General features: G+C 73.6%; 17 protein-coding genes and 1 riboswitch. Of the genes, 5 read left to right on the top strand and 12 right to left on the bottom strand.

Annotated features, from left to right (window positions below; translation table 11 throughout):
• Positions 1 to 99 precede the first annotated feature (99 nt).
• Positions 100 to 2,067 (bottom strand): sigma-70 family RNA polymerase sigma factor, encoded by a 1,968-nt coding sequence (locus ACFWTE_RS18735; protein ID WP_378780803.1) that lies wholly within the window; start codon positions 2,065 to 2,067, stop codon positions 100 to 102.
• A 111-nt stretch (positions 2,068 to 2,178) separates the two neighbouring features.
• On the bottom strand, positions 2,179 to 2,502 hold the full coding sequence (locus ACFWTE_RS18740) for a YciI family protein (RefSeq protein ID WP_378780804.1): 324 nt from the start codon (positions 2,500 to 2,502) through the stop codon (positions 2,179 to 2,181).
• Positions 2,503 to 2,647: 145 nt separating this feature from the next.
• On the opposite strand from ACFWTE_RS18740, the gene ACFWTE_RS18745 reads away from it, so the two are divergent.
• From ACFWTE_RS18745 to ACFWTE_RS18755, 3 genes are all read left to right on the top strand, one after another.
• Entirely contained in the window at positions 2,648 to 3,313 is a 666-nt protein-coding gene (locus ACFWTE_RS18745; RefSeq protein WP_378780805.1) for a DUF998 domain-containing protein, read from the top strand.
• A gap of 59 nt (positions 3,314 to 3,372) precedes the next feature.
• The gene (locus ACFWTE_RS18750; RefSeq protein ID WP_378780806.1) at positions 3,373 to 3,732 is read left to right on the top strand and encodes a DUF1801 domain-containing protein; all 360 of its coding nucleotides are present in this window, start codon (positions 3,373 to 3,375) and stop codon (positions 3,730 to 3,732) included.
• Positions 3,733 to 3,892: 160 nt separating this feature from the next.
• Positions 3,893 to 4,819: an aldose 1-epimerase family protein gene (locus ACFWTE_RS18755; protein WP_378780808.1), complete on the top strand. Its 927-nt coding sequence runs from the start codon at positions 3,893 to 3,895 to the stop codon at positions 4,817 to 4,819.
• A 27-nt stretch (positions 4,820 to 4,846) separates the two neighbouring features.
• On the opposite strand, the gene ACFWTE_RS18760 is transcribed toward ACFWTE_RS18755, so the two are convergent.
• The 8 genes from ACFWTE_RS18760 to rpe all read right to left on the bottom strand — a co-directional run bounded on the left by ACFWTE_RS18760 (position 4,847) and on the right by rpe (position 12,366).
• Complete coding sequence (locus tag ACFWTE_RS18760) at positions 4,847 to 5,482, bottom strand: NTP transferase domain-containing protein (RefSeq protein WP_378780809.1); 636 nt, start codon at positions 5,480 to 5,482, stop codon at positions 4,847 to 4,849.
• Between the two features lie 125 nt (positions 5,483 to 5,607).
• Entirely contained in the window at positions 5,608 to 6,774 is a 1,167-nt protein-coding gene (locus ACFWTE_RS18765) for an XdhC family protein (RefSeq protein ID WP_378780810.1), read from the bottom strand.
• Between the two features lie 113 nt (positions 6,775 to 6,887).
• Entirely contained in the window at positions 6,888 to 7,349 is a 462-nt protein-coding gene (locus tag ACFWTE_RS18770; protein ID WP_378780849.1) for a PH domain-containing protein, read from the bottom strand.
• A gap of 85 nt (positions 7,350 to 7,434) precedes the next feature.
• Positions 7,435 to 7,908 carry a 6,7-dimethyl-8-ribityllumazine synthase gene (gene ribH, locus ACFWTE_RS18775; protein ID WP_378780811.1) on the bottom strand — a complete coding sequence of 158 codons (474 nt, stop codon included), beginning with the start codon at positions 7,906 to 7,908 and terminating at the stop codon, positions 7,435 to 7,437.
• Between the two features lie 107 nt (positions 7,909 to 8,015).
• Positions 8,016 to 9,305 (bottom strand): bifunctional 3,4-dihydroxy-2-butanone-4-phosphate synthase/GTP cyclohydrolase II, encoded by a 1,290-nt coding sequence (locus ACFWTE_RS18780; RefSeq protein ID WP_378780812.1) that lies wholly within the window; start codon positions 9,303 to 9,305, stop codon positions 8,016 to 8,018.
• Between the two features lie 89 nt (positions 9,306 to 9,394).
• Positions 9,395 to 10,027 carry a riboflavin synthase gene (locus ACFWTE_RS18785; protein WP_378780813.1) on the bottom strand — a complete coding sequence of 211 codons (633 nt, stop codon included), beginning with the start codon at positions 10,025 to 10,027 and terminating at the stop codon, positions 9,395 to 9,397.
• A 117-nt stretch (positions 10,028 to 10,144) separates the two neighbouring features.
• Positions 10,145 to 10,275: riboswitch (FMN riboswitch) on the bottom strand.
• 69 nt (positions 10,276 to 10,344) lie between these two features.
• The gene (locus ACFWTE_RS18790; protein ID WP_378780850.1) at positions 10,345 to 11,418 is read right to left on the bottom strand and encodes a phosphatase PAP2 family protein; all 1,074 of its coding nucleotides are present in this window, start codon (positions 11,416 to 11,418) and stop codon (positions 10,345 to 10,347) included.
• 276 nt (positions 11,419 to 11,694) lie between these two features.
• On the bottom strand, positions 11,695 to 12,366 hold the full coding sequence (rpe, locus tag ACFWTE_RS18795) for a ribulose-phosphate 3-epimerase (RefSeq protein WP_378780814.1): 672 nt from the start codon (positions 12,364 to 12,366) through the stop codon (positions 11,695 to 11,697).
• Between the two features lie 253 nt (positions 12,367 to 12,619).
• On the opposite strand from rpe, the gene ACFWTE_RS18800 reads away from it, so the two are divergent.
• On the top strand, positions 12,620 to 13,015 hold the full coding sequence (locus ACFWTE_RS18800) for a hypothetical protein (protein ID WP_378780816.1): 396 nt from the start codon (positions 12,620 to 12,622) through the stop codon (positions 13,013 to 13,015).
• Between the two features lie 3 nt (positions 13,016 to 13,018).
• A complete protein-coding gene (locus ACFWTE_RS18805) occupies positions 13,019 to 13,990 on the top strand; it encodes a hypothetical protein (RefSeq protein ID WP_378780817.1) in 972 nt (323 codons plus the stop codon).
• A 46-nt stretch (positions 13,991 to 14,036) separates the two neighbouring features.
• On the opposite strand, the gene ACFWTE_RS18810 is transcribed toward ACFWTE_RS18805, so the two are convergent.
• Together ACFWTE_RS18810 and fmt are read right to left on the bottom strand one after the other, a co-directional pair.
• Entirely contained in the window at positions 14,037 to 15,506 is a 1,470-nt protein-coding gene (locus tag ACFWTE_RS18810) for an RsmB/NOP family class I SAM-dependent RNA methyltransferase (RefSeq protein ID WP_378780818.1), read from the bottom strand.
• 76 nt (positions 15,507 to 15,582) lie between these two features.
• On the bottom strand, positions 15,583 to 16,518 hold the full coding sequence (fmt, locus tag ACFWTE_RS18815) for a methionyl-tRNA formyltransferase (RefSeq protein ID WP_378780819.1): 936 nt from the start codon (positions 16,516 to 16,518) through the stop codon (positions 15,583 to 15,585).
• Positions 16,519 to 16,532 lie beyond the last annotated feature (14 nt).

A 16,532-nucleotide genomic window follows, 5' to 3' on the forward strand; every position in this document is an offset into this window, starting at 1 on the left:
AAGTTCAGCCTGGTTGTGCTTCACGAGCGCAGAGGCGCGGCGAGAGGAAGCCTGGTGGACGCGAGCCCGGAAGGATCCAAAAAACACGACCTAGCCGCCTCAGCCCCGCAGGCGGCGCAGGGTGTACCCCTGCCCAGCCGGGTCCAGGGCCCTGGTGGCCTGCTTGAACAGGTACTCGGCGCGCGGGTACGACAGGCGTCCCCGCCCCGTCACCGGACACAGGTCCGCCTCGGCGGGTCTGCGCGCCGGCGCCGGGCGGCGGTCGGCGAGGAAGAGCGGCCCCCGCTCCCGCCCCGCCACCAGCAGGGGCAGCAGCCGGGCCGTTCCCGAACGCCAGCCCACCCGGGCGCCGCCCGCGCGGGCACGGCGGTCCTCCAGGTCCAGGTCCTCCACGTTCAGCGCCAGAACGGTACCGACCCCCGCGCCCGACTCGTGCAGGAGCAGCCACAGGACGCGCTCACGCAGGGCGGCCCGTCCCTCGCCGTCCCACAGGCGCGCCAGGTGCGCGGGGTCGATCGGCGCGGATTCGGCACGGGCCTCGGCGCGCCGCCCCAGCTCCGCGGCCAGGTCGTCCAGACCCGCCCAGGACCCGAACGAGCGGACCGCCGACCGGTGCCGGTTCCAGGTCCGCGGCGCCGCCTCCCCCCACGACGCGGCGAACACCCGCGCCACGCCACCGGCGTCCAGGTCGGCGAGCGGCAGGTCCTCGCCCAGGGACCGGCCCAGGCGCCGCAGGGTCTGCCCGTAGGAGCGGACCGTCGCGGCGTCCAGCTCCCCACGCCCCAGGAAGTCCCGGGCGGCCCCTCCCAGAGTCGGTCCCGCGGGCCGGGAGGCGGCGACGTCCTGGGCCCTGCGGAGCAGGAACTCCCGCTCGACCGCGTTGCCGGTCAGGGCCGCGGCGCGCCGGAACTCCCGACCCGCCTCCGCGTGCCGGCCCAGCCGGGCCAGCAGGTCCCCCCGCACCCCGGGGAGGAGGTGGTAGTCGCGCAGCGCGGGTTCGCCGGCCAGCGCGTCGACCAGCGCCAGGCCCTCGGCTGGGTCGTTCGCCCGCGCCACCGCCACCGCCCGGTTGAGGCGCACCACCGGGGTCGGCAGCTGCTCGACCAGCAGGTCGTACAAGGTCGCGATCCGCGCCCAGTCGGTGCTCTCGGCACTGGCGGACTGGGTGTGGCAGACCGCGATGGCCGCCTGGAGCACGTAGGGTCCCGGTGGTCCGCCCGCGTCGCGGGCCCGGAGCATCGCGGCGAACCCGCGCCGGACGAGCAGCTGGTCCCAGCGGCCCCGGTTCTGCTCGTCCAGCCGGAGGAGCTCGCCGGAGGGGCCGGTCCTGGCGTCGGCGCGGGCCTGCTGGAGCTCCATCAGCGCCACCAGACCGTGCGCCTCGGCCTCGTCGGGCACCAGTTCGGCCAGGGTCCTGCCCAACCGCAGCGCCTCCAGGCACAGCCCCGGGCGTATCAGCCCCTCCCCGGAGGTCGCCGCGTAACCCTCGTTGAAGACCAGGTAGACCACGCCGAGCACGGACGAGAGCCGTTCGGCGAGTTCGGCACCCTCGGGCAGGTCGAAGCCCACCCCCTGCTCGGCGAGCGTACGCTTGGCCGCCGTGATCTGCCGGGAGATGCGGGACTCCCCGGTGAGGAAGGCGCGGGCGATCTCCTGCGTGGTCAGCCCCGCGACCAGGCGGAGGGTCAGCGCGACCCGCTCCACGGGTGCCAGCACCGGGTGGCAGGTGACGAACAGCAGGCGCAGGACGTCGTCCCCGTCCGGCTCACCGCCGGAATCGGGTTCGGGCCCGCGCTCCATCCCGTGGGCGATCTGCTCGTGCTTGCGCTCCAGGCTCCGGGCACGGCGGATGCGGTCGACGGCCCGGCGTTTGGCGATCGCCATCAGCCAGGCACCGGGGTTGTCGGGAACCCCGGTCCCGGGCCACTGTTCGAGCGCGGCGACGAGGGCGTCCTGGGCCAGCTCCTCGGCGGCGCCCACGTCGTGCACCATCCGGGTGAGCCCGGCGACAATCCTCGCCGACTCCAGCTTCCAGACCGCGTCGACGGTGCGGTGGGCATCGGTCACGGGCACGATGACAGCACCGCCCCGGGGCGAACGCAAGTCGGGGCGGTGCCGGGGGCGGCGGGGCCCTCGCGCACGGGGGTGCGGGAGGGCCCGGGGCCGGTGCCCATCAGGTCAGGGACCGAAGACCTGCTGGATGACGCTCTCGCCGTCGCCGACGATGCGGCGGAAGCGGCGGGCGACCTCAAGTGCCTCCTCCCGGGAGCGGACCTCGACCAGGGCGAACCCGGCCACCGACTCCTTGGCCTCGGTGAACGGCCCGTCCGTCACCGTGATCTCGTCCCCGGTCGACGTCACCCGGAGGCCCCCGGGCTCCAGGCCCCCCGTCGCCAGCAGGACGCCCGAAGCGGTGAGCTCCTCCACGAACCTGGCCATCTCGGTGTGGAGGTTCTCGTCGGGGGTGTGGTCGGTGGGCCTGGTGGTCATCAGGTAGCGCATGCGGTCGTTTCCTCTTCGTGTTGTCCTGTGCTTCCGAAGAGACGTCGAACAGGGCGATGTGACAGGGAATGCCACCGTTCCCTGTCACATCACCGGTTCGACGTGTCAGCGAGAACCGAGGAACAACGCAGCGAGAGGCTCCACCATGACCGCCACCCGGGATACCGCGCCCACCGCCGGGCACACCAGCGCAAGCACCCGCCCGCTCCTCGGCGCGGCGATCGTCTCCGCCCCCCTCTGGGCTGCCGTCTCCCTGACGCAGGCCGCCACCCGCGAGGGGTTCGACCTGACCCGGCACCCCCTGAGCATGCTGAGCAACGGCGACCTCGGCTGGCTCCAGATCACCAACTTCGTGCTCGCCGGCCTCCTGACCGCCGCGGGAGCGGTCGGCCTGCGACGGGTCCTGCACGGCACCCCGGGAGGCACCTGGGCCCCCCGGCTGGTCCTGGTCCACGGTGCCGGGATGATCGCCGCGGGCGCGTTCGTCATGGACCCGGGCCACGGGTTCCCCTACGGCACCCCCTCAGGTGCCCCGGAGGCGCTCAGCTGGCACGGCTACGGCCACATGGCCGCCGGGACGATCGCCTTCACGGCGCTGATCGCCGCCTGCTACGTCCTGGGACACCACTTCTCCCGCACCGGGCACAGGGGCGCTGCCACAGCGTCCCGCGTCGCGGGCACCGCCCTGCTCGTCGGCAACGGCTGGGCGATGACCGGAGGCCAGTACGGATCACTGGCCCTGGCCGTGGGCGCCCTCACCGCGATGCTGTGGATCTCCGCGGTCGCCGCCCGATACCTGCGCACCACCTGACCCTTCCACACCGCCCCCGCAATCACCCCCGCCTGCCGCACCACGACCAAGGAGCCACCATGGCCCAGCACGACACCGTCGCCGACTACACCGCAGCCCTCCCCGACACCCAGCGGGCGATCACCGACGCCCTCCTGCCTATCGTCGAGAAGGTCCTGCCCGGGGCCGGCGCCCTCTGGCACGGACACCCCACCTGGAGCCTGGGCGCGAAGCCCGGCCAGTCCCCCGCCTGCTACGTCAAGGCCCACTCCTCGTACGTGACCCTCGGCTTCTGGCGGGGGCGGGCACTGACCGACCCGTCCGGCCGCCTGGAGCCCGGGGCGAGGGAGATGGCCCAGGTCAAGCTCCGGTCTCCCGAGGACGTCGACTCCGCGCTGTTCACCGACTGGCTCTCCCAGGCCCGCGACCTCGACGGGTGACGTGCCGGGCTCCGTCCCGTGCGCAGGCGGTCCACGGACCGGAGGCGGTGTCCCTCGGTCCCCCGGGCCCGGGAACCGCGGCTGCGGGAACCGGGTGCCGGTGGGCTATGATCGGCCGGTTCGGCGAACCGCCGGACCATCACGGGAAGCGGAGGAACACGTGGGCGAGGTGATCGAGTTGCGCGCCGGGGAGTTCCTGGCCCGCGTCGACCGCACCGGAGCGGGCCTGCAAGCGCTCACCTGGCGTGATCGCGACATCGTGTGGCCCTACGGGAACGACGGCCCCCGGGCCTTCCAGGGCCAGGTCCTGGCGCCGTGGCCGAACCGGGTGGACGCGGGCGTCTACCGGTTCGCCGGCACCGAGTACCAGCTGGAGGTCAACGACGCCGCCACGGGAACCGCCATCCACGGCCTGGTCCACGACCGCGAGTGGTCCGTCGAAACCGTGTCGGAGGAGTCCGCCACCCTGCGGCTGGACTTCGACGGCACGCCCGGCTTCCCCTTCCCGCTGGAACTCGTCCTCACCTACCGCCTGGCCGAGGACGGACTGACCCTCACCGCCGCGGCCCGCAACACCGGTGACTCCCCCGCCCCCTTCGGCCTGGGCTTTCACCCCTACCTCACCCTGGGCGAACCCCTGTCCGCGCTCACGGCGCGCGGCGACCTCGCCCTGGAGGTCACCGCGAGTACCCGGCAGCCCGTCGACGGCCGCCTCCTGCCCGTCGGCGAACCGGTCCCGGTGGACGGCGGAGCCCTCGACTTCCGCCCTCCGGGCACACAACTGGGCGACACGGTGCTGGACACCGCGTTCACCTCCCTGGTGCGCGACGGCGACGGGCGCGCGTGGGTGCGGGTCACCGGACCGGCGCACCGGGTGTCGGTGTGGTGCGACCGCAGCTTCGGCTGGTTGCAGACGTTCAGCTCCGACACCCTCGGCGGCGACGACCACCGCGCCTACCTGGCGGCGGAGCCGATGACCTGCCCCGCCGGCGCGCTGACCACCGGCACCGACCTGATCGTCCTGGCCCCGGGCGAGACCACCCGGCACACGTTCGGCATCACCGCCGAGGACCTCACCCGCGACTGACCCGGGGCGGGGCTCCGGGTCCTCCCGTCAGCCCCGGCCGGAGGGCTCCCCGCCCAACAGGCCGGTGAGCCGTTCCAGGTCCTCGGCCGTGTCGATGTCCTCCGGGCTCGCGATGTCGTCGCACGCCACAGCGGTGACCAGGTGCGAGTAGGCCCGCAGGAACGGGCGCGCCCCCACGTCGTGCACCGCCAGCCCGTACACGGTCGACCAGTACTCACGGCCCAGCATCACCGGGTTGCGCTGGTTGCCGTTGTACGTCGCCACGGCGGCACGGGCACCCTGGTCGTGGGCCTCCACCAGCCGGTGCACCGCCTCCGGGGTCACCAGGGGCTGGTCCGCCAGGGCGATCAGGACGGCGTCCACCGACTCGGGCAGGGCATCGATCCCGGCGCGCACCGAGGACCCCATCCCGCTCTCCCAGTCGGGGTTGTGCACGGTGTGCGCGTCGCGGACGACCGCGTCGGCGGCGCCCAGCACCACCAGGACCGGCGCGCACCCCCCGTCACCCAGGGTGCGCACCCCCCGGTCCACCAGACGTTCCCCGCCCACCTCGACCAGCGCCTTGGGGCGCCCCAGTCTGCTGCCGGAACCCGCCGCCAACAGGAGGCCGGCGACCCGGCCCGCCCGTTCCCTCTCCCTGTCCTGCGCGTCCCCAGTTCCCATGACGCGATGATGCCACGCGGGCAGGCCCGGGACGGGTCACCTGGCACAGCCGGTCGGGCGACCTCGCACACCGTCCCCGCCCCACCCTCGGTGACCAGGGACATCAGTACCCCGGCTGTTTCGGTTCACATGGAAGCGTGACCGAATCCGGCCGGAACCAGGGGGGTTTTCGGGCTGTCCCTGTGGATACGCCCACTGGTATCGCGCAACGCGCGCCCGCTCCCGCCCCACCGGGTCCGCACCAGTTCGGCCGCGATCGACACCGCCGTCTCCTCCGGGGTGCGCGCTCCCAGGTCCAGACCGATCGGCGAGTGCAACCGGCCCAGCGCCTCCTCCCCCACCCCGGCCTCCCGCAACCGCTGCACCCTGTCCTCGTGGGTGCGCCGCGATCCCATCGCACCGATGTACCCGGCGCGGGTCCCCAGGGCCGCTCTGAGCACGGGCACGTCGAACTTGGGGTCGTGGGTGAGCACGCACACGGCGGTGCGCTCGTCGATCTCGTGGGCGATCTCGTCCAGGAACACGTGCGGCCACTTCACCACCACCTCCTCGGCGGTGGGGAACCGCTTGGCCGTCGCGAACACCGGCCGGGCATCGCACACCGTCACCCGGTAGCCCAGGTAGGAGCCCAGGTCGGCCACGGCGGCCGCGAAGTCGATCGCCCCGAACACCAGCATGCGCGGAGCAGGCGCGAACGACTGGACGAACACCTCCAGCTCGTCACCGCGCCGCTGCCCGTCGGACCCGTAGCGCAGCAGGCCCGTGCTGCCCTGCGCGAGCATCCCGCGCACGTCGTCGTCCAGCGCGTCGGACAGCCGCCCCCCGGCCGGACCCAGATCGCCCTCGGCGTGCTCCGGCCAGACCACCCGGCGCCGCCCCACCCGACCCGCGTCCGAGGGGTCGGACACGATGGTCGCGACGGCGACCGGATGGTGGTCGCCGATGGCCCCGAGCACCGCGCCGAGCTGCCCGTAGGTGGCCCGGGTGACCGGCTCCACGAACATGTGCAGGGTTCCGCCGCAGGTCAGCCCGACGTTGAAGGCCTCCTCGTCGCTCACACCGTAGGTGCGGCGCACCGGGACACCCGTGCGGATGACCTCCAGGGCCTCCTCGTAGACGGCCCCCTCCACGCAACCGCCGGACACGCTCCCGACGACCTCACCGGAGGCGCTGACCAACATGGCGGCACCCGCGCCACGGGGTGCGCTCTTGTCGGTGTCGATGACCGTGGCCAGTGCGAACGCCTCACCTGAGACGTACATGTCGGACACCGCCGATCGGATGTCGCGCACGCGGCACCTCTTCCCTGTTCGGTCGAGTGGCTCTCAGTACCAAGCTATGTGCCCCACGCAACACGAAGGGAGTCCCCGTTCCGTCAAGAAACGAGGACTCCCGTTGGAGATACCTACGACCGGCCGGGCTCCTGTGCCTCGCCGCGATCGTGCAGCAGCGCCCGGAACTCCTCCAGGTTGCGGTGGGCGAGGTCCCCGTCTGCGCTCTGGATGCCCATCACCGCCAGGGAGGTCCCGTCGGACAGGTCCACCGAGGGCCAGGGCTCGCCGACCGGCATCCGGATGTCCACGACCTCCGCCCACGACAGCACGTGGGTGCGGATGCCGTTGACCACGGTCACGCCCCTCTCCGTGGCGACGAGCCGGGGCCGGGCGATCAGGTGCAGGCCGGCGGCGATCGCCATACCCAGCCCCACCAGCAGGAGCCGGTCCATGATCCGCCAGTCCCCCGGCAGGATCACGGCGAGCACCGCCATGGTGGCCACGATCAGCAGGCCCAGGCCGTAGGCGACCATCCGCACCGCCCGGGGCCGCCACGTCCTCGGCAGGACCGGCTGCTTCGACGCCTCGTCCACCGGCTGTTCCTTCGTCCGCACCGACTACTCCACCGTTCCACCAGACATGGCCGGGATCTCACCCCGTGCGCGCGACGCGATCCGGTCAGCGGCGCAGCCCCCGCAGGGCCACCGCCGCGTCCAGTGCGGCCAGCGCCGCCTCGGCACCCTTGTTCTCGATGCTGCCGGGCAGGCCGGCGCGGTCGCGCGCCTGCTCCAGGGTGTCACAGGTGAGCACGCCGTTGCCCACAGGGGTGGACTCGCGCAGGGCCGCCTCCGTGAGACCGTGCGTGACCGACTGGCACACGTAGTCGAAGTGCGGGGTACCGCCGCGGATGACCGCGCCCAGGGCGATCACCGCGTCGTGCTTGCGGGCCAGCTCCTGCGCGACCACGGGAAGCTCGACCGCTCCCGCGACCTCGACCACGACCGGGGCGGCCGCACCCGAGGCCTTCACGACGTCCTGGGCGTTGGCGAGCATCGGACCGACGATGGACGCGTTCCACCGGGTCACGACGATGCCCACCGAGAGCCCGGCGGCGTCCACCGCGTGCTGGTCGGGACGTCCTTCACCACTCATGAGGGTCTCCTGTGTGTGAGATGCGCTGCCGGGGCCGACGGGAGCCGGACCCCGGGGTTGTCGGCCGGGACCGGCGCCCCGCCGCGACGGCTGTGCGGACAGGCCGATCAGTCGCTGACGTCCGCCAGGTCGTGGCCCATACGGTCCCGCTTGGTACGCAGGTAGGCGATGTTGTCCTCCGTGACGAAGGACGGCATGCCGACCCGCTCCTTGACCCGGATGCCGTGGCGCTCCAGGCTCTCGACCTTGTCCGGGTTGTTCGACAGCAGGCGCACCGACCCCACACCCAGGTCGGTGAGGATGTGGGCCCCCGCACCGAACTCGCGGGCGTCGGCGGGCATCCCCAGTCTCAGGTTGGCGTCGACCGTGTCCGCGCCCCGGTCCTGGAGGCTGTAGGCACGCAGCTTGTGCAGGAGGCCGATCCCCCGGCCCTCGTGGCCGCCCAGGTAGACGACCACCCCGCGGCCCTCCGCGGCGATGTCGGCCATGGCCGCGTCCAGTTGGGCACCGCAGTCGCAACGGTAGGAGCCGAACGCGTCCCCCGTGAGGCACTCCGAGTGCAGGCGTGCCAGGACGTCGGTGCCCTCCCCCAGGTCTCCGAGGACCAGCGCGACGTGCTCGGCGCCGTCCACCGTCCCCTTGAAACCGACGGCACGCCACTCCCCGTGCTCGTTGGGCATGCGGGTCTCGACCATGCGGGTGACCAGGGGCGGGTGGGCCTCCTCCTCGGTGAGGGTCTCACCGAGTGCCACGCGGTGGGCGGCCAACTGCTCGACCGACACCAGCTTCAGGCCGTGTTCGTCGGCGAACTCCCGCAGCCGGGGCAGGCGGGCCATCGTGCCGTCGTCGTTGACCACCTCGGCGAGCACCCCCGCGGGGCGCAGCCCGGCCAGGCGGGCGAAGTCGACGGACGCCTCGGTGTGGCCGCGGCGGGCCAGGACACCGCCCGGACGGGCGCGCAGAGGCAGGATGTGGCCTGGGCGGACGAAGTCGACGGGACGGCTCTTCGCGGAGGCCAGCAGGCGCACGGTGAGCGCGCGGTCGGCGGCGGAGATGCCCGTGCTGACGCCCTCGCGGGCGTCGACGGTGACCGTGTACGCGGTGCGCAGGCTCTCCTCGTTGCGCGCGGTCATCAGCGGCAGGTCCAGGCGGTCGAGGTCCCCGCCCTCCAGGGGGACGCACACCACGCCGGAGGTGTGGCGGATCATGAACGCCAGCAGTTCGGGCGTGGCGAGTTCGGCGGCGAAGATGATGTCGCCCTCGTTCTCGCGGTCCTCGTCGTCCACCACCACGATGGCCCGACCGGCGGCGAACTCGGCGATGGCGTCCTCGATCGGGTCGAGAACCACGGCATCGCCCGCGTCGGAGGTGGACGGGGTGGCGTCGGTGACGGTCATTGCCGCTCCCTGAGGTGGATCGTGTGTGGGTGGTGTGGTGGTGACGGCCCGCGCCGGCGGGTCCGTCCCGCGGCGCCGTGCGCCGGCGGTCACTCCCGCGACCGGCTCGCGGCGACGGAGGCGATGCGCTCGACGTACTTGGCGACGACGTCCACCTCGATGTTCACGGTGGCGCCCGTGGGAAGGCCTCCCAGAGTGGTGGCCCTCAGGGTCTCGGGGATCAGGCTGACCTCGAAGAACTCCTCGGCCGCACCGGGCGCGCTGACCGCGGAGACGGTGAGGCTGGTCCCGTCGACCGTGATCGATCCCTTCTCGACCACGTACGGGGAGAGCTCCGCGGGCAGGCCGAAACGTAGAACGTCCCAGTTGTCACCGGGATTCCGGGAGAGCAGGCGGGCAGTGCCGTCGACGTGGCCCTGGACGATGTGGCCGCCGAGGCGGCCGTCGACGCGGGCGGCGCGTTCGAGGTTGACGGCGGAGCCGACGGAGAGGCCGCCCAGGGAGGAGCGGTCCAACGACTCCTTCATCACGTCGGCGGTGAAGGTGCCCTCGCCCCGGTGGACGACGGTCAGGCACACGCCGTTGACCGATATGGAGTCGCCGTGCCCGGCGTCGGCGCTGACCAGGGGGCCGCGCAGCGTCAGCAGCAGGGCCTCGCCCGTGGTGCCGGCGGGCTCGATGGAGACGACCTTGCCGAGTTCTTCCACGATTCCGGTGAACACGCCTGTGCATTCCCTTCGCCTTGACAGGCTCCGGGGCAGGGGTGTGGAACGGGTCCACGACAAGGCCGGGACTGGTCGCCGTGCGTCACGGGGAGCGACGGCGGACAGGCCGGCCCAACACGTACTGCCTCCCATCCGGACTTTCACCGTCGGTACCGGAATCACACCGGTTCAACCGGCCGATGGATTCGGCCGGGTCGCGGACTATAACCGCCGGTTCGGAATTACACCGACCCCGGAGCACGCGTTTGACTGTTGTCTCAACGTTTCGGATCTTAACGCGTCGGTAGCGGGGCGCATAGCTCGTGTGACCGGAATCATTTTCCGTCGTCGCGTGGGGAGCTGCCACCGAAGACTCCGCCGGAACGGCCGTGGCCCGCGCCGTCCCCCTCCCCCGCCGCACCACCGGCCGCCCCGGGGCCGGGGCGCCGGGCCAGACCGCTGCGGATGAACATCTCGGGGGCCCCGAAGGCGGCCCAGAAGGCGATCCCGGCGTAGGCGGCGAACATCACGACCGCCTCGGTGAGGCCTGTGAGGCCTCCGGCCACGACGTGGACCACCACCTGGACGACCACGATCCCGGAGATGCCGAGGGCGAAGCGGGCGACCCGGGAGGTCGGGCTCCCCTCGGCGCTGTACCAGCCGCGCCCGGCCAACAGGGTGAAGCCGGCGAGCCCGCCGAGCAGCGCGCCGGAGACGGTGAACAGACTGGTGAGCGTGTACCCGGCAGGGTCGGTCGGCGTCGCGCCGATCCACTCCGCCGGGACCGTCCAGTCGCCCCGCACCAGTGACTGCCACAGCGCCGCGACCAGGCAGGGGACGGCGGAGGCCGCGAGCGCGTAGCCGACCCACCGGGCGGTGTCCAGCCCCAGCCACCAGGCCACGATCCTGTCCTCCCAGCGCAGGGCGGCCCACAGGACGGCCCCGCCCAGCAGGAGCCCCACCAGCACGTCGCTGAAGTAGTGCACCCCCAGGTAGATCCGGGAGAGGCAGATCGCGGCGATGAGGGCGACGGCCGCCCAGACCAGGAGGCGGCGCCCCGACCTGAAGCCCAGGTAGCCCCAGAAGACGGTGGAGGCCTGGGCGTGCTGGGAGGGCATGCCGAAACTGGACCCGGACGAGTGCGCGGTGACCTGGGCGCTGTACCAGTAGGGGCGCGCGCCGTAGAAGACGGCCTTGCCCAGGTAGTTGACCACCCCGGACGCCGTCAGAACGACGAAGAGGCGGGCCCCGGCGCCGGGGTGCACGCACCAGAAGACGAGGGCGACCAAGGGGATCAGGACGAACTGCGAGCCCAGCTGGGTGACCGCCACCAGCGGAGGGGCCAACCAGTCACCCAGCCCCTGGATCCACCCGATGGCGGTGGACTCGGGCTCCCACAACACGTCCATGGCCGTGTGATCGGCCGTCCAAGCGTTCAACGCGCACTCCAGGTGTCCGCGCCTGGCAACGCGCTCACGCCGCGCCGCTCCCCCGGGCGCGCGTACGCGAAGGGGAAGACGGAGCCGCGACCAAGCGAAATCCTCGTCCTCGACTGACGACTACGGTCCGGAAGCATAGGGGGCGCGGCACCCTGTGACCAGCCGCACACGGGGCAGCGCCGGGATCGTTACGCGCGGCCGCCGCCGGACCGTGGCGGGCGGGGCCGGGGGCGCCCCCGGCCCGGTTCACTTCCCGCCGGTCGCCCCGACGGCGAGGGCGCGCAGGGACTCGACGGCCTTGGCGGGGTCCTGGGCTCCGTAGACGGCCGACCCGGCGACGAAGACGTCGGCTCCGGCCTCGGCCGCGCGCTCGATGGTCTCGGCGCTGACACCGCCGTCGACCTGGAGCCAGACGGAGGCCTCCCTGGTGTCGAGGATCTCGCGGGCCCGGCGGATCTTGGGCAGGACCACGTCGAGGAAGCTCTGGCCGCCGAAGCCGGGCTCGACGGTCATGAGCAGGAGCATGTCCATCTCGCCGACGATGTCGGCGTAGGGCTCGACGGGCTCGGCCGGGTTGAGGGCCAGCCCGGCGCGCGCGCCGAGGCGGCGGATCTCGCGCAGGGTGCGGACGGGGGCGCTCGCGGCCCGGGCGTGGACGGTGACGCTTCCCGCGCCCGCCTCGGCGTAGGCCGGGGCCCAGCGGTCGGGGTCCTCGATCATCAGGTGGCAGTCCAGCGGGGTGTCGGTCGCCTTGAGCAGGGACTCGACGACGGGCAGGCCGAGCGTGAGGTTGGGGACGAAGTGGCCGTCCATCACGTCGACGTGGAGCCAGTCGGCGGAGGGGGAGACCGCGGCGGCTTCGTCGGCGAGGTGCGCGAAGTCGGCGCTCAGGATGCTGGGTGAGATCTGGATTGCCACGCCAGCAGTGTAGCCAGGCGGCCCGGCGGTTTCGTCCGGGTGGGGGGTGGGAGCTGGGCGGATGCGCTGTACGGCGGGTCCTGTGTCCCTCCGCCTGGGGTCCCTTGGGGAGAACACACCCGGCACCGCTGGCTTTACGTTGTAGATTCACCCTCTCCCGGAGTGGGGGAAGAGGACTCCGAAAAGCCCGGCGTCGTCGGGCCCCGCGGGGGTACGCTCACCGCAGTCAGCCCCCAGCGACCGGAGGAACCCCATGGGCGACGGCACCGAGACCCGCCTGGGCACCGTCTGCGAGCACGCCGACCGGATCCGCGACCGACTCGCCGGGGTGGACGGCGGAGCCTCCCTCGTCGACGCCGTGACCGAGGCCGCGCTTGAGGGCCGGGGGGTGTCGGAGGCACTGGACGACCTGCACAGCGCCCTGGTGGCGCTGGGGGACGGCGCGGGGCTGCACGGCTACGCCGCGGGCGCCCACCGCGTGGGGGCCCTCGACCCCGTGCCCTCGGGCATCGGGCTGCCCAGACCCGCCTCCGCCCTGTACCGCTGCCCTCAGGGCAGGTGCTCCCGGACCTGGGAGCCGAACCCCGCCGAGGACCCTCCGACCTGTCTGGTCGGCGACCGTCCGCTCCGCGCCCCCCGGCGGGTGTAGGCCGTGGGCGGCCTCCTGACGGAGCTGGGAGCGAAACTCACCGAGCGGTGGGTGACCGCCCTCGCACTGCCCGGCGCCCTGTACCTGGCGGTCGCCGCCGCCGCGTACCTCCTCGGCTGGGACCGGGCCTGGGACGTGGGCCACCTGGTCGCGGAGATCACCCGCTGGGCCGAGGACCCGCGCGTGGACACCTTCGGCGGGCAGGCCGTGGTGTTCGCCGCGGTGTTCGCGGGGAGCTCCGCCGTCGGGCTGCTCGCCCAGGGGGCGGGGCGTCTGGTCGAGAACCTGTGGACGGCCGCCGACTGGCACCGGTGGCCGCCCCCGCTGCGCGGGTGGACCGGCCGGTGGGTGGAGTCGCGCCGTCGCAGGTGGGACCTGCGGCGCCGCGAGGTCGAGCGGGCCCGCGCCGCGGACGGGCGCGACGGGGAGGCGGCGTTCGCGTCCGCCTACGACCGGATGGCCCGGCTCTCCCCCGAGAGGCCCGAACGCCCCACCTGGACCGGGGACCGGATCGGGGCGGTGCGCACGCGCCTGGACCGCGACCACGACGCCGACCTCGCCGTCCTGTGGCCGCACCTGTGGCTGGTCCTGCCCGAGGAGGCCCGCCTGGAGGTCACCGAGGCCCGGGACGCGCTGTCACGCGCCACGGGTCTGGCCGCGTGGGCCCTGCTGTACCTGCCGCTGGCCGTGTGGTGGTACCCCGCCGTGCTCGTCTGCGCGGCCGTGGCCGCGCTCGCACGGGGTCGGACACGGGCCGCGACGGAGACCTACGCGACGCTGGTCGAGGCCTCCGTCCGCCTGCACGCGGTCGACCTGGCCGACCGCGTGGGGGTGCGCCACGAGGGACGGTTCGACCGGGGCCTGGGCGAACGGCTCACCCTCCGGCTCAGGGCCAGCATGCCCCCGCCGCCCGGCGAAGGGAGCACCCCCGCCGCCGCGGCGGACGGGCCGGGCCCTGACGGGGCGGCCCCCTGACGGCGGGGCGTGCCGGTGCCCGGGCGGGCGCCCGGGCCCGAGGGGGTCAGCCCCGCTCGGCCTTGCGGAACAGGGCCAGGAACATCCCGTCCGTTCCGTGGACGTGCGGCCAGAACTGGACGTAGTCGCCGTCCGGACCCGCGGCCAGGTCCGGCACCCCGTCCAGGTAGTCGGCCGCGCGCAGCAACGCCAGGTCGTCCCGCTCCGCGAGGACCCGTCGGACGATCCCGTCGGTCTCGTCCAGGTGCGGAGAGCACGTCACGTACGCCACGACCCCGCCGGGGCGGACGGCGTCTGCGGCGCTGACGAGCAGGTCGTGCTGGAGCGGCGCCAGTTCGGCCGCGGAGTTCTCGGTACGGCGCCAACGCGACTCCGGGCGGCGCCGCAGCGCCCCCAGTCCGGTGCACGGCGCGTCCACCAGGACACGGTCGAACACCCCCGGCCGCCAGGCGGGCCTGGTGCCGTCGGCCGCCACCACGCGTCCGGCGTCGCGCGGGGCGCGGCGTACGGCCGTGGCGACCAGCCCCGCACGGGCGGGCTGCACCTCGGACGCGAGCAGGCGTGCCCCGCGCTGTCCGGCGAGGGAGGCCAGCAGACCGGCCTTGCCGCCCGGGCCGGCGCACATGTCCAGCCACAGCGCGTCGTCGCCGTGCACGTCGACCCTGCTCAGGGCGAGGGCGACCAGCTGGCTGGCCTCGTCCTGCACCGCGGCGCGATTCTGGCGGACCTCGCGGATCGCCGCCGGGTCCCCCTGGGGCAGGTAGGCGGCGAAGGGCGAGTAGCGCCCCTCCTCCGCGCCCGCGGCCACCAGGTCCTCGACCGTCGAGCGGCCGGGCTTGGCCACGAGCGTCACCCGGGGCCGCTCGTTGTGGGCGGCCAGAAGGCTCTCGGTGCGGACCAGTCCGGTGGAGGACCGCTCCCCCAGGGCGCGGGCCAGCTCCTTGACCACCCAGCGCGGGTGGCTGCGCACGACCGACAGGTAACCGCTGGGGTCGCGCTCGCGGTCAGGGGCCACCACGGCGGCCCATTCGTCCAGGTCGCGGGCCGACACCTTGCGCAGGACGGCGTTGACGAACCGCCCCCGGTGGTGGCCCACCACCCGGCGGGCCAGGTCGACGGTGGCGCTGACCGCGGCGTGCGGCGGGATCTTCGTGGACAGGAGCTGGTGGGCTCCCAGCCGCAGCACCGGCAGCGCGTCGGAGTCCACGGAGGAGAGTGTGCGGTCGACACACGCCTCCAGGATGGCGTCGTAGGTGCCCTGGAGCCGCAGCGTGCCGTAGGTCAGCTCGGTGGCCAGGGCGGCGTCGCGTCCGCTGATACCCCGCTCGGTGAGCAGGGCGGGCAGCAGGAGGTTGGCGTAGGCGTCGCGCTGTTCGACGGCGTGCAGCACGTCGTAGGCGACCCTTCGGGCGGGGTCACGGGGCGCGGGTGGTCCCGACGCGCCCTGCCCACCGCCCTGGACGGGCTTTCCACCCCTGCGGGGCCGGCGGTACGGGGATCGGGACTGCTCGCTCAACTGTGCTGCCTCAACAAACCGGGAACGGGGGCCTGGCGGGCGGCCGTTCGGCCCGCCAGGTCGAGACTACGGCAGCTCACGCGCCCAGTCGGTCATCTTCGGTGGGACGCACGCCACGTGCCCAGTCCACCGCGGCCATGGCGCGCTTGCCCTGGGGCTGTACCTCACCCAGGGCGACGGGGTGGGTGCTGGTGCCGACGAGGACGCGCTTCTTGTCCGCGTGGAGCTGCCCGGGGTCGAGGTCGGGGGTGTCGGCGTCCGTCACGGGGGTGACGGGGCCGACCTTGAGGCGGGTGCCGCGGAAGGTCGTCCAGGCGCCCGGGGCGGGAGTGCAGGCGCGGGCCACCCTGTCCACGCGCAGGGCCGGGTGCGTGAAGTCGAGTTCGGCGTCCAGAGCGGTGAGCTTGGCCGCGTAGGACAGCCCGTCGGGCTGCTGCTCGACCGGTTCGAGCTGCCCGGACGCGATGCCGTCGATGGTGCGCTTGAGGAGTTCGGCGCCGGAGACGGCCAACCGCCCGAGGAGCTCTCCGCTGGTGTCGGAGGGGCGCACGGTCTCGGTCAGGGTCCCGTAGACGGGCCCGGCGTCGAGCTCCTTGACGATCTGGAAGGTGGACGCGCCGGTGACGTCGTCGCCGTGCAGCACCGCGTGCTGGACGGGGGCGGCGCCGCGCCAGGCGGGCAGCAGGGAGAAGTGCAGGTTCACCCAGCCGTGGCGGGGCACGTCCAGGGCGGACTGGGGCAGCAGCGCACCGTAGGCGACCACGGGGCAGCAGTCGGGGGCGATCTGCGCGAGGCGTTCCAGGAACTCGGGGTCGCCCGCCTTGGCGGGTTTGAGGACCTCGATGCCCTCGGCCTCGGCCACCTCGCCGACCGGGCTCGCGGCGATCCGGCGGCCCCGCCCGGCACGGGCGTCGGGCCGGGTGAGGACCGCCGCGACCTCGTGTTCGGAGCCGAGCAGCGCGCGGAGCGAGGGCACCGCCACCTCCGGTGTTCCGGCAAAGACGAGCTTCATGATCGGATCCCCCT

Origin of the sequence: Nocardiopsis sp. NPDC058631 (genome assembly GCF_042716955.1) — a bacterium.
GTDB lineage: Bacteria > Actinomycetota > Actinomycetes > Streptosporangiales > Streptosporangiaceae > Nocardiopsis.